At 68.6% G+C, this 11,904-nt stretch carries 11 protein-coding genes and 1 pseudogene; 3 read left to right on the forward strand and 9 right to left on the reverse strand.

Going from position 1 to position 11,904, the window contains the following annotated elements; genetic code table 11:
- Nucleotides 1–292: 292 nt before the first annotated feature.
- The 6 genes and pseudogenes from AB0C35_RS37220 to AB0C35_RS37245 all read right to left on the reverse strand — a co-directional run bounded on the left by AB0C35_RS37220 (nt 293) and on the right by AB0C35_RS37245 (nt 5,145).
- Complete coding sequence (locus tag AB0C35_RS37220; protein ID WP_358466727.1) at nt 293–670, reverse strand: hypothetical protein; 378 nt, start codon at nt 668–670, stop codon at nt 293–295.
- Nucleotides 671–879: 209 nt separating this feature from the next.
- Nucleotides 880–1,047 (reverse strand): annotated as a pseudogene (locus tag AB0C35_RS37225) (MaoC/PaaZ C-terminal domain-containing protein); the annotation flags it as partial.
- Entirely contained in the window at nt 981–1,175 is a 195-nt protein-coding gene (locus AB0C35_RS37230) for a hypothetical protein (protein ID WP_358466729.1), read from the reverse strand. The gene AB0C35_RS37230 and the pseudogene AB0C35_RS37225, both read right to left, overlap by 67 nt.
- A 110-nt stretch (nt 1,176–1,285) precedes the next feature.
- Nucleotides 1,286–2,416, reverse strand: coding sequence for an amidohydrolase family protein (locus AB0C35_RS37235; RefSeq protein WP_358466622.1), 1,131 nt, complete (start codon nt 2,414–2,416; stop codon nt 1,286–1,288).
- A 25-nt stretch (nt 2,417–2,441) separates the two neighbouring features.
- A complete protein-coding gene (locus tag AB0C35_RS37240) occupies nt 2,442–4,154 on the reverse strand; it encodes an amidohydrolase family protein (RefSeq protein ID WP_358466624.1) in 1,713 nt (570 codons plus the stop codon).
- A gap of 76 nt (nt 4,155–4,230) precedes the next feature.
- Entirely contained in the window at nt 4,231–5,145 is a 915-nt protein-coding gene (locus AB0C35_RS37245; RefSeq protein WP_358466626.1) for a TIGR03619 family F420-dependent LLM class oxidoreductase, read from the reverse strand.
- Between the two features lie 143 nt (nt 5,146–5,288).
- Between AB0C35_RS37245 and AB0C35_RS37250 the strand changes: the two genes are divergently transcribed.
- The 3 genes from AB0C35_RS37250 (at nt 5,289) to AB0C35_RS37260 (ending at nt 8,163) form a co-directional block, all read left to right on the forward strand.
- Nucleotides 5,289–6,128, forward strand: coding sequence for an ABC transporter ATP-binding protein (locus AB0C35_RS37250; protein ID WP_358466628.1), 840 nt, complete (start codon nt 5,289–5,291; stop codon nt 6,126–6,128).
- Nucleotides 6,125–6,994, forward strand: coding sequence for an ABC transporter permease (locus tag AB0C35_RS37255; protein ID WP_358466630.1), 870 nt, complete (start codon nt 6,125–6,127; stop codon nt 6,992–6,994). Before AB0C35_RS37250 ends, AB0C35_RS37255 begins: the two co-directional genes overlap by 4 nt.
- 101 nt (nt 6,995–7,095) lie before the next feature.
- Nucleotides 7,096–8,163 (forward strand): ABC transporter substrate-binding protein, encoded by a 1,068-nt coding sequence (locus AB0C35_RS37260; protein ID WP_358466632.1) that lies wholly within the window; start codon nt 7,096–7,098, stop codon nt 8,161–8,163.
- Nucleotides 8,164–8,299: 136 nt separating this feature from the next.
- Here AB0C35_RS37260 and AB0C35_RS37265 read toward each other — a convergent pair whose 3' ends face one another.
- Genes AB0C35_RS37265 through AB0C35_RS37275 form a run of 3 tightly spaced genes read right to left on the reverse strand, consistent with a single transcriptional unit; the run spans nt 8,300 to nt 11,893 of the window.
- Nucleotides 8,300–9,235 (reverse strand): enoyl-CoA hydratase-related protein, encoded by a 936-nt coding sequence (locus AB0C35_RS37265; RefSeq protein WP_358466634.1) that lies wholly within the window; start codon nt 9,233–9,235, stop codon nt 8,300–8,302.
- Nucleotides 9,232–10,713 (reverse strand): aldehyde dehydrogenase, encoded by a 1,482-nt coding sequence (locus AB0C35_RS37270; RefSeq protein WP_358466636.1) that lies wholly within the window; start codon nt 10,711–10,713, stop codon nt 9,232–9,234. The genes AB0C35_RS37265 and AB0C35_RS37270 overlap by 4 nt, the downstream gene beginning before the upstream one ends.
- 4 nt (nt 10,714–10,717) lie before the next feature.
- On the reverse strand, nt 10,718–11,893 hold the full coding sequence (locus AB0C35_RS37275; RefSeq protein WP_358466638.1) for a cytochrome P450: 1,176 nt from the start codon (nt 11,891–11,893) through the stop codon (nt 10,718–10,720).
- Nucleotides 11,894–11,904 lie beyond the last annotated feature (11 nt).

An 11,904-nucleotide genomic window follows, 5' to 3' on the forward strand; every position in this document is an offset into this window, starting at 1 on the left:
GCACCGACGTCCTGGCTACATCCAATCCAGCGCTTTTGCTACGCAATCCGGCGGGTAGCTCCAGTGACGGTGTGTGGGCCGGAAGTGACCGAGTCTCATCACACGAGCCCCTGACGGTCACTCACCGTAGGTGGCGATGAAGAGTTCGGTCTCGGCGCGGGTGTCCGCGAGGCGGTTCTCTGAGGCCAGCTGGGCGATCTTGTCGGCGTCGCAGTCCATCGACTCTGCGGAAGTGGTCAGAACCGGTTTGGGAGAGGCGTTCGGGGGCCTTGCGACGGAGCTTGTGCACCCGCTAAGCGAGCTGGTCGCAGGCGAGCGCTACAGGGCCCTCGTGGAGCAGCTTGTCGACGCGACAGGCAAGGAACGCCATGTCCATGCCGGGTTCGTCGCCAGCCTTGAAGATGACATCGACGAGGCCGAGTGACCTGATCCATTCGGGAACCGAGCGGTTCTCCGGAGGCCGCAAGGTGATCATGACGACTGGCAGCCCAATGCCCATCGCGTTGAACTGTCGGACGATCGCGTCGGCGCAGGAGGTGGTCAGATGCAAGTCGACGACAGCGAGGTCGAACCTGTCGAGCTCCGGCTTGAGGCGCTCGAACTCCTTGGAGTCGTGGGCGACCTTGCAGCGCTCCGAGCCGAGCCGCTCGGCGAGAAGGTCGCCGACCAAGTCGTCAACGATGAGGATGCGCCGGCTCCGGTCTCCAGGTAGCGATGCGCCTGGTGCAGTCGGTCGTAGGCCTTAGGCGCCGGGTTGGGCAGCCCAGAGAAGTCCGGCGGCCCAGCCTTCGTGCGGGTGATGAGCTGGACGACGTCCTCGCTGATCTGGTCGAACTCGATCAGCGTGGCATGTGCACGGATCCGGCCGCCGACCGGGGCCGGAGCGGGGAATCGGACCTTGTTCAGGCCGTAGTTGACGGCCATGCGCGCCGCTTCGTTCCTGCGCAGCCGGCTCAGCAGGAAAGGGACCAGCGACAGCGTCAGTTGGCCGTGCGCGACCGTGCCGCCGAACGAACCCGATGCCGCCCGTTCGGGGTCGACGTGGATCCACTGGTGGTCCTCGGTGTGCTCGGCGAAACCGTCGATGCGGCCTGTGCGACGGTGAGCAAATCGGTCGGCCCGAGCTCCGCGCCGAGGTTGGCCTTGAGGTCCTCGACCGTGCGGTAGATCTTCATTGTGTTCTCCATCGGCGGCTGGGTGCGGGGGCGCGGCCCGCCGGTGGACAGGTGGTGGCTCCGGCCCGCGGACCGGAGGCCGATCGGCGGGCCGGAGGGCTGGTGGTGGGTCACACCCGGAAGAGCCTCCGGGCGTTCCCTTCGGCGATCTTGTGCGCCTCGTCCTCCGGGACGTCCGAGAGCAACTTCTCCAGGACAGTCCGGCTGCGCGGCCAAAGAGAGTCGGCGTGCGGATAGTCGGACTCCCAGAGGATGTTGTCGACGCCGATGAGATGGCGCTGGTCGACACCGACTTGGTCGTCGATGAAGCAACCGTAGACATGTTCGCGGAAGAGGTCGCTGGGACGGACGTCGCTGTTGATCGTCGGTGTGATGGGGAAGTGCCGGTAATCGTTCCAGACCTGGTCGATGCGCTGCAGGGCGTAGGGCATCCAACCGATCTGGCCTTCGGAGTAGGCCACCTTCAGATTCGGGTGGTTGTGGAACACCGGCGAGAGGAGCAGCTCGGCCATCGAGGCGAAGAGCGTCGCCCCCATCACCGTGGTCTGGACGGCGAGCGGCGCGTCGGCGGAAATCGGGGGGACCAGGCCCGACCCGCCGAAGTGCATGCACAGCGGCAGCTCCGCCTCGGCGGCGCGGGCGAACACCGGGTCCCACTCCCCGCTCTGGAAGGACGCTTCGCCCAGAATTGCCGGGTTGTCGGGGAAGGCGATCGCGCGGAACCCCCGCGCGACGCAGCGTTCGATCTCCCGGGCGGACAGTTCGACGTTCCATAGCGGGAGGATCATCATCGGGATGTAGCGGCCGGGCGCCGCGGCGCACCACTCGTCGATGACGAAGTCGTTGTAGGCCTGGACGCAGAGGAGGGCGAGCTCCTTGTCCTTGGCCCGGTAGAACCGACCGCCGGCGAATCCCGAGTAGTTCGGGAAGCACAGCTGCATCTGCACGCCGTCGGTGTCCATGTCGGCGATGCGGGCGGCGGGATCCCAGCAGGCGCGCCGCATGTCGGCGAAGCGGGGCGGGTCGAGCGCACGTTCGCGCAGCTCGGTGCCGACGACGGCGGAAAGGCCGGTGGGCCCGTTCACCACGCCTTCGAAGCACCACTGCTCGCCGTTCTCGACCTCGACGATGTGCGGTGCGGACTCGTGCCATCGGGAGGGCAGCCGGTCGAGCCAGAGCGTGGGGTGCTCGATGAGGTGATCGTCGACCGAGATGAGTTTCGTGTTCAGGCTGAGGGCCATCGGTTTCCTCTTCAGGGTCGGTGTTTCAGGCGTGTCCGGCGAATTCGCGCAGGACCTTGCCTGGCAGCTCACCGTCGGTGTCGATGGCGTCACCGTTCTGGTCGCGCAGCACCGTGCCGTTGACGATGACGTAGTGGATGCCGTGTGCGTCGCTCCGCAGGCGGCGGGCCCCCGCGGGCAGGTCGTGGACCTGACGCATCCGGCCGTCCCGGACGGTCTCGGGGTCGAAGACCACGATGTCGGCGGCCAGGCCCTCGGTCAGGGAGCCGCGGTCGACGATGCCGTAGCACTCGGCCTCGTCGGTGGTCATCTTCTTGATGGCCTCCTCGAGCGGGAAGCCGCGCTCACGCACCCAGTGCGACAGGAAGTAGGTGGGATAGCGGTAGTCGGAGATCTCGCCGTTGTGCGCGCCCGAGTCGGCGAGGCCGATGCGCAGGTGCGGGTGCTTAAGCAGCCGCAGGTGCCCCTCGGGGACCCGGTTCCCGGACAGCGCCAGCATCGCGAACTCCAGCTTGGTCGCGATCGACTGGTCGAACACGAACTCGCCGGGGGAGACACCGAGCTCCGCGGCGACGTCCACCACGTTGCGGCCTTCCCACTCGGAGTTCCCAGGGGCGTTCCCGATCAGCAGCCAGGGCCAGTAGTTGTCCTTCCAGTCCTGGCGCTCGGTGTGCGCGATGAAGGCCTCCCGGAAGCCGGGCCTCTGGTAGGCCGCGTACCGCTCTTCGACGGTCTCCAGCTCGCTGAGGGGGTCGAACAGGTCGTGCATCGGCTTGCAGTTCATCGTGCCGGCGGGCTGGTCCAGCGCGAACATGAAGGGACGGGCGAGGCCCACCTCGAAGGTATTGGGAAGGGCCGAGACCTGGGGGTACCACTTGTGGCCGCGCCGCCAGGCCTCCTCGACGCCGGCGATCCGCTCGTCCTCCTGGCCGCCGCGGGAAGCGATGCCCGGGTCGGTGATCGGCACGTCGGCGTGCTCCAGGATGTGCAGCACCTTGTCCGGGGTGACCTCCGGGCCCCAGGTGAGCTGGTAGGAGCCGCGGCCGAGCTTCTCGATGAGCTTGCCGAAGGAGATCAGCTCGTCCATGCTCGTGACCCGGCTCGGCACGGGCTTGCCGCCGTGGCCGGTGTGGGCCGGGCTGTTGGAGGTGGAGAACCCGGCAGCGCCCGCCTCGAAAGCCTCCTCGACGATGCGGTGCATCTCGGCGAGTTCCTCCTCGGTGGGCTGACGCTCGGCGGCGTCCTCGCCCATGACCCACACCCGTACGCCGGTGTGGCCGATCATCGTCGCGACGTTGACCGCGACGCCCCGGCGTTCGAGCAGGTCAAGGTACTGGGGGTAGGTCTCGAAGCCCCAGTCGTCGCCAAGCCCGGTCATCGTGGAGCGGAAGCTCATCCCCTCGACGTCCTGGAGGGTGCGAAGCATGTACTCACGATCCTTCTTGCGGCAGGGGGCGATGCCGAAGCCGCAGTTGCCCATGACGACGGTCGTGACGCCGTGCTGGGGCGAGAAGGTCAGCATGCGGTCCCAGAGGATCTGTACGTCGTAGTGGGTGTGGATGTCGATGAACCCCGGGCAGACCACCTTGCCGGTGGCGTCGATCTCACGAGCGGCGGGAGCCGGTGCCGAGCCGACGGCGACGATCTTCCCGTCCTTGACGGCGATGTCACCGGTGAAGCGTGGACGCCCCGTTCCGTCGACGATCGTGCCACCGCTGATCTTCAAGTCATAGACCATGGTCACTCCCCATCGAGGTTCTGATTGCGAACGATAGTTTGCTATAGCGAAAGCATGGGTTGGCTGTCCGACGGTGTCAAGGGCTCTGTGCGCACCGATCGGCCAAGGTCCGGACCAGACGTTCGGCTTCCGCGAGGTCCCGTGTCCATGCGCCGAGGGGAAGGACCAGTGAGGTGGCGCCGGCGTCGAGCAATTCGTCCGCCGCCTGGTGTGGTGAGCGGAGCGATGCGGTAGGGGTAGGCAGCGTCGCACGTACGATGAGCTGCTCGAATGCGCGGCCCTCCGCGGCCATGGCTTCACGGAGAAGCCCGACGGTCTGGCGGACGTCGCCGCTTCTGGCGGCCTCACTGGCGATCCAGCCGTCGGCTCGGCGGGCGACCCGGCGCGCGGTCGCCGCCGTGCCCCGCCCACCGACGAGAATCGGTACGGATGCCGGTCTGGGCAGGGAGTAGGCCTCGTCCAGCCGGGTCCATCTGCCGCTGAAGCTTGCCGGTGCGTCGCGCCAGAGGGTGTGGCAGACGTCGATCGTCTCGTCCAACCGGGCGAACCGCTCCTCGAACGGCACGCAGGCGGCGGCGAATTCGGCGCCGTCCCAGCCGGCGACCAGTCCGAGCTGGAATCGGCCGCTCGACAGCAGGTCAAGGGTGGCGGCCGCCTTGGCGAGCCCGATCGGGTGGTGCAGCGGAGCGATGACGGCGCCGGTCGCGAGGCCCAGACGGGTCGTCCGGGCGGCCAGGAAACTCAGGATGACGAACGGGTCTAGGGCGGGACGGCGAGGGTCGATCGTGACCCCGCCGGGATGTGGGTTCCCTGTTCTGAGCAGGTGCTGTCCCAGAATGACATGGTCGGCACCCCACTCTTCAAGTAGCGGTGCGAGATCGAGGAGTTCGCAGTGGTTACGAGCGAGTCCCGGGACCATGCCAGTGATCTTGATGGCGAGGTCGCGGGGTCCGCGACGGAAAGTTTGGGGTGCAGCTGTGTTGACGGACACATTGCACGTTGTTACGTTATCACGACCAGTCAGTCAACTCTGCAAACGATGAAGGTGCAGGCTCTTGCCTGTGTCCCCCGCCACTGACCCGATCGGCACAGTCGGCACCCATGCGGCGCGACTGTCGACCCGGAGTAGGTTTGATGACCCAAGTAACCGACGCGACCGCGCGCTCGACGGCCTCTCCACAGAATGCGGAACACGCCCACATAGGGCTGACCTTCGAACACGTCTCGCACTGGTTCGTCTCCGAGAAGGACGCGAAGCTGGTTCTGGAGGACCTGACGTTCCAGGTTCCGGACCAGCAGTTCGTCGCGATCGTCGGCGGCAGCGGGTGCGGCAAGACCACTGCCCTGAACATGGTCGCGGGACTGATCAAGCCGACCGAGGGCAGGGTCGAGGCCCGCATCGGTGAAGAGGTGATCTCGCTGCCGTCGCATCGGCTCGGCTACATGTGGGCGCGCGACACGCTGCTCCCATGGCGCACGCTGCAGCGCAACGTCGAGTTCGGGCTCGAGGTCCGGGGGATGTCGAAGGCCGAACGCCGGGCCCGTGCCGGACACTACCTGGAGATGGTCGGGCTGGCTGGCAGCGAACGCAAGTTCCCCCAGCAGCTGTCCCACGGCATGCGGCAGCGGGGGAGCCTGGCTCGGCTGCTGGCCACCGAGCCGTCCTTCCTCCTGATGGACGAGCCGTTCTCCGCGCTGGACGCGCAGACCAAGGGCGTCATGCAGCAGGAGTTCCTGACCATCTGGGAAGAGGAGCGGCGCACCGTCGTCTATGTCACCCATGACCTCACCGAGGCGGCGTTGCTGGCTGACCGGGTGCTGGTGATGGGCCAGGGGTACCTGGCTTTCGACATTGAGATTCCGTTCGAACGGCCACGGAAGCTCGACGAGTTGCGGTTCAGTACCGAGTTCGCCGAGATGAACCGATACCTCTACGACCGGTTGCTGGACGCGCAGAGCGGAGGCCGAGCATGAGCACCACCCTTCCCGGCACGGCCGTCGCACGGTCCTCCGGCCCGCCCGCAGACCAGAAGGATCAGATGCGGGAGGCGGTCCGGCAGGCCCGGGGCAGGAAACGTCGTCGCACGGTCAGCGTCCGGTTTGCCCAGCTTGGGCTCGTGATCGCGATCCTGGGCTCGTGGGAGCTGATGTCGCGTACCGGGGTCCTCCCCGACGCGAAGCTGTTCTACGGCAACCCCACGGGCGTGGGAGCCTTCCTGTGGGAGAACCACGGACATCTCGCGGCCAACGCGGTGGCGACGGTCTATGCCTCGTTTCTCGGATTCACACTCGGTGCGAGCAGCGGCATCGTGGTCGGCCTGCTGTTCGGCCGGTTCGAGTTCCTCGAGCGGACGTTCGATCCGGTGATGAACGTCCTGGCGAGCTTGCCGCGCATCGCCCTGGCCCCGCTGTTCCTGCTGTGGTTCGGCATCAGTGATACCGCCAAGGTCGCCCTCGCCATCTCGATCGTGTTCTTTGTCGTCCTGTTCAACACGCTCGCCGGCGTCCGCAGCGTCGAAGGCGAACTGCGGACCGTGGCCACGCTGCTGGGAGCGAGCTCCCGGCAGGTCTTCGTAAAGGTCGTGCTGCCGGGCGCGGTCCCCGTGCTCTTCGCCGGGCTGCGTCTGGCGCTCATGTTCTCCATCCTCGGAGTGGTCGGATCCGAGATGATCGCCGCAAGGCAGGGTCTGGGGCTGGACGTCGTCGTCTACGGCCAGAACCTGCAACCTAACGGTGTGTTCGCGGTGCTCGCCATCCTCGCCACGGTTTCTGGAGTGTTCTCAGCGGTGCTCCGGCTCGTCGAGGGCCGCCTGCTGCGTTGGATGCCAGAACGCACCTGATTTCGCAGACGCCTCGGCGTGGGCCGGCCCGGCACTCGGCCGGCGCCCGCCGTGAGAGCGCGGCCTCCTTCACCAACCCATCAAAAATCATCGGAGTCTTGATGACCCCCATCCTTGCCCTCGCACGCCTGCGTGCGGGAAGACTGGCCGCGGTAGCGCTCACCGGAGCGTTGGCGCTGACCGCCTGCGGCGGTACCGACAAGTCCGGAGCCGCAGGTGCGGACGCGGTGTCCATCGCGGTCGCCGCGTCGAAGGGCTCCATCCCCGGCCTGCCGCCGATCGTCGCCCAGGAGACCGGCATCTTCGCCAAGCACGGTCTTGACGTCGAGCTCATCACGAGCCTGCGCGGTGGTGCGGCGATCATGTCGGCGCTGACCAGCGGCTCGGCCGATGTCGTCGCGCAGACGGTGTCGGCCGGGGCGAAGGCCAAGCAGTCGGGCGCGTCCCTGCCGCTCATCTCCGCGCAGAGCGCCGGCGTGCCCTACATCCTCGTCGCGGGGCCGAAGACGAAGGTCCCGCCGGCCAAGCCCGGCCCGGAGGGATGGCAGGAGACGATCCGCTCGCTGAAGGGCGCGACGATCGCCGCTTCCGGCCCCGGCACCGCGTTCGATGTGATCCTCAAGGGCCTGTTCCACGATGTGGGCCTCGCCGACACCGACTTCAGCAACGTCAACATCGCGCACGGCGGCCCGGAGGTCGCCGCGCTCAAGACCGGCCAGGTCGACGCCGTCGTCGCCGACATCGGCACCGCTCTGTCACTGATCGACGAGGCGGGCGGCCAGGAGGTCCTCGACATGGCCAAGATCGGCCCCCAGTGGCTGACCGACCAGGCGTGGTCGGGATTCATGACCTCGCAGAAGACCCTCGACGCGAAGCCGGAACTGGCCGCGAAGTGGGCGGCGGCGATGACCGAGACCCGCGAGTTCATGCAGAACCCGGCCAACCTCAAGGAGCTCCACCGGATCGCCGTCCAGGTGTCGGGCATCCCGGATAATGACCAGCTCGACCAGGCGCTCACCCGTTTCGGCAAGCTGCTCCTGCCGAGCTTCACCACCGCGCAGGTGCAGACGACCATCGACTACATGACCAAGTCCGGTCAGCTGACGGAGACGCCCAAGGTCATTCCCGCCGAACTCGTCGCGCCTGGTGTGATCGCCGCGGACGGCTGATCATCGGTCGAATCCGAGCCCGGCCAGGCCCACGCAGGGCCTGGCCGGGCATGTTCGAGGAGGTCCTGTGACACAACGCCGGATCGTCGTCGCCCGGCGCGGCCCTGGGCGGGTCGCACACGTGCCCGCGCGCCGGTCATCGTTGGGCTTCCTCATCGAGGCGGGGTGCGGGGGCGTACTGCGGCAGCACCTGCTCGTCGGGGAACACCGGCTCCGGCTCGGCGTCGAAGATGTCCGGGAGGTGCCGGGACACCCGGAGCGGGAACACCGCAGGCCTCTTCTCCAGGAAGGACGCCACGCCCTCGGCCGCGTCGGCTCCGCGGGTCCGCTCGAACAGCCCGCGGGATTCCGCGACGTGCGCGGTCATCGGGTGTTCCGCGCCGAGCATCCGCCACAGCAGCTGCCGTGTGAGGGCCGCCGACACCGGGGCGGTGTTGTCGGCGATCTCGCGCGCGATCGCGCGGGCCGCGGGGAGAAGTTCCCCGGTCGGGTGAACGGCGGTGACCAGGTGTGAGCTCAGCATCTCCGGCGCCCCGACCATCCGGCCGGTCAACGTCCACTCCGCGGCTTTGCCGATCCCCACCAGGCGCGGCAGGAACCAGCTGGCGGCACCGTCGGGCACGATCCCGCGCCGGGCGAACAGGAATCCGCAGCGGGCCGTATCGGCGGCCAGCCGAATGTCCATGGCCAGCAGGATCGTCGCGCCGACCCCGACGGCGGGGCCGTTGATCGCGGCGATCACGGGCTTCAAGGAGGAGTAGACGCGCAGGGTGACCATGCCGGCCGAGTCGGGCGGCAGCGGCGGTGCCGCCAGACCGGACCCGCGCTCAGCGGACTCGAAGCCGCCCCCGGACAGGTCCGCGCCGGCGCAGAACGCCCGGCCCGCCCCGGTGACGATCACCGCTCTGACGTCGTCATCGGCGTCGGTGCGATCGAACACGGCGATCAGCTCGTCGCGCATGATCGCCTGGAAGGCGTTGAGCTTCTCCGGGCGGTTCAGCGTGACCGTGGCCACCCCGTCCCGGACGTCGTAGAGCAGCGTCTCGTATCGAGACGTGTTGGTGTCGGTCACGGTGCCCCCCGTAGCAGCGCGAGAGCGTGTTCGGCGCCGAGACCGCCACCCAGGTTGACGGTCTTGAGCTCGGTGAAGAACTCCAGGCCCTCCCGGTCGTGTTCGCGGCCGATCCCGGAGGCCTTGACGCCGCCGAACGGTGGCGTCGGGTTGTTGACGCAGGCGTTCAGGCTGAACGTGCCGGTCCGGACCCGTGTGGCGACGACGAGGGCGCGGCCGGGGTCGGCCGTGAAGACCGCGCCGTGCAGGCCGTAGGGGGAGTCGTTGGCGATGGCGATCGCGTCGTCGTCGCCGTCGTGCGGAATGACCACCGCGATCGGCCCGAAAATCTCCTCCTGCGCGGCCCGCATCCCGTTGTGCACGTCCCGCAGGACCGTCGGCCGCAGGTACCAGCCCCGGTCGAGACCGGGCGGGCGGTCTCCGCCGAAGGCGACTCTCGCGCCGTCCTCGCGCGCTTCGGCGATGAAGGACTCGCAGCGGTCGCGCTGAGCCTCGATCGCCAGCGGCCCCATCTCGGTGGCGGGGTCCATCGGATCGCCGACGACGATGCCTGCCGCGGTGTCGCACAGCTTCTCGATGACCTCCTCGTAGCGGTCACGGGGCGCGAGGACCCGGGTCAGCGCGGTGCAGACCTGCCCGGCGTTGCGGAAGACCCCCGACCGGAGGACCGCCGAAACCTCGGTGATGTCGGCGTCGTCAAGGATCACGGCGGCGGACTTGCCGCCGAGTTCGAGCTGCACCCGGGCGAAGCGCCGTCCGCAGACCTCGCCTATGCGGGTGCCCACGGCGGTGCTGCCGGTGAACGACACCGCAGTGACGTCCGGGTGCGACACGAGCCGTCCGGACTCGGCGGCACCGGCGGGCAGGACGCTCAGCAGCCCTTCGGGAAGGCCGGCCTCGGCCAGCGCCGCGGCCAGGTGGTAGATGTCCACCGGGGTCTGCGGCGACGGCTTGGCGATGACGGGACAGCCCATCAGCAGCGCCGCGACGACCTTGTTCACGGCGGTGGCGAACGGGCCGTTCCAGGGGGTCAGCGCGGCGACCGGGCCGACCGGTTCGCGCATCACCAGCGCGTCCGATCCGCGTCCGGTGCGGATCTCCCGTTCGGGGATCACCCGAGCGAACGCGGCCATCTCCCGCATCGTCGCGACGGACGCGGGGACGTGGCCGCCGACGGTGCCGGTGAGGGGCGCGCCCATCTCCTCGGTCATGATCTGCCCGATCTCGGCGGCCCGGCCGGGGATGATCTCGGCTGCCCGCTCGATCACCGCGGCTCGCTCGGCCACGCCGGCCCGGTACCAGTCGCCCCGCAGGTAGGCCTGCTGGGCCAGGGCGACGGCGGTGTCCACCTCGGACGGGGTGACCTCCGGTACGGAGAAGGCGAGCTGTTCCGTCGCGGGATTGATGACGTGTATCCGGCCGTCGCCGGACGGCTCGGTCCACCGACCGCCGATCCAGTGCCGGTCCAAGTGCCGCATCGGCTCAGACCGTCCAGGCGACGGGCAGGTCGGCCAGGCCGCGCAGCCGGTAGAGGCCGTCGTGGTCGGAGTCGCCGTCCAGGCGCAGGCCATCGAGCCGGGAGAGCAGCTCCCGCACGGCCGTCCGCCCCTCGGCGCGGGCCAGCGGCGCGCCTAGGCAGTGGTGGATCCCCATGCTGAAGGCGAGGTGGCGCTTGGCGTTGGGCCGGGCGACGTCGAAGCGGTCGGGATCGTCGAAGACGGCGGGGTCGCGGTTCGCGGCGGCGAGGATGCAGTGCACGAGGGTCCCCGCGGGAACCGGCTCGCCCGCGATCTCGGTGTCCCGCAGCGCCTTGCGCGGTTCCACCTGCAACGGGGGGTCGATGCGGAGCATCTCCTCCACCGCGTTGTCGATCAGGTCCGGGCGCGCCCGCAGGAGGGCGAACTGGGCGGGCTCGGCGAGTAGGGCGCGCATCCCGTTGCCGATGAGGTTGACGCTCGTGTGGTGCCCGGCTCCGAGGAGGAGCACGAGCGTGTACAGCAGTTCCTCCTCGCTCAGCCGGTCGCCGTCCTCCTCGGCGGCCACGAGCACGCTGATGAGGTCTTCACCGCGGTGGCGCCGCCGCTCGTCGACGAGCTTGCGGAAGTATTCGGTCTCGGCCGTCGCCGCGGCCGCCGCGGCCGTGACCAGCTCCCGGCTCTTCGGCGTGTCGACCCACTCGGGGATCGCGGTGTGCCGGTGGATCGCGTTGGCCCAGTCCTCCCACAGCTCGCCGTCCGCGTAGGGCACGCCGAGCATCTCGGTGATGACCAGGGTGGGCAGTGGCAGCGCGAAGTCCTTGATCAGGTTCATCCGGCCGCGTGGTTTCAGCCCGGTGAGGAGCTGGTCGGCGAAGTACTCGATGCGGTGCTGGTAGGCGCGGATCGCCCGTGGCGAGAAGCCGTGGCTGACCAGGCGGCGCAGCCTGGTGTGCTCGGGCGGGTCCATCGAGTGGAAGTTGGGGTAGGCGGCGGGACGCTGCCCGAACGTCGCACTGTCGGTCAGGATCTCCTGGCAGAGCTTGAATCCGCAGACGAGAAGGTGGTCGTCGGATGCCCGGTACACGGGGGCGTCGGCCGTGAGTCTGCGGTAGGCGTCGTAGGGATACTCGACGAACTCCGGCCCGCTGATCAGATCACTCAGCGGCTCTTGAGCGAGCATGTCTGAAACTC

This window comes from Spirillospora sp. NPDC048819, from assembly GCF_040650055.1.
GTDB lineage: Bacteria > Actinomycetota > Actinomycetes > Streptosporangiales > Streptosporangiaceae > Spirillospora.

What these genes read in the sequence shown, in the direction of transcription:
- AB0C35_RS37230 (WP_358466729.1), bottom strand. Translation starts at nt 1,175, where the DNA reads ATGAAGATCTACCGCACGGTCGAGGACCTCAAGGCCAACCTCGGCGCG.
- AB0C35_RS37255 (WP_358466630.1), top strand. Translation starts at nt 6,125, where the DNA reads ATGAGCACCACCCTTCCCGGCACGGCCGTCGCACGGTCCTCCGGCCCG.
- AB0C35_RS37260 (WP_358466632.1), top strand. Translation starts at nt 7,096, where the DNA reads ATGACCCCCATCCTTGCCCTCGCACGCCTGCGTGCGGGAAGACTGGCC.
- AB0C35_RS37235 (WP_358466622.1), bottom strand. Translation starts at nt 2,416, where the DNA reads ATGGCCCTCAGCCTGAACACGAAACTCATCTCGGTCGACGATCACCTC.
- AB0C35_RS37275 (WP_358466638.1), bottom strand. Translation starts at nt 11,893, where the DNA reads ATGCTCGCTCAAGAGCCGCTGAGTGATCTGATCAGCGGGCCGGAGTTC.
- AB0C35_RS37270 (WP_358466636.1), bottom strand. Translation starts at nt 10,713, where the DNA reads ATGCGGCACTTGGACCGGCACTGGATCGGCGGTCGGTGGACCGAGCCG.
- AB0C35_RS37240 (WP_358466624.1), bottom strand. Translation starts at nt 4,154, where the DNA reads ATGGTCTATGACTTGAAGATCAGCGGTGGCACGATCGTCGACGGAACG.
- AB0C35_RS37250 (WP_358466628.1), top strand. Translation starts at nt 5,289, where the DNA reads ATGACCCAAGTAACCGACGCGACCGCGCGCTCGACGGCCTCTCCACAG.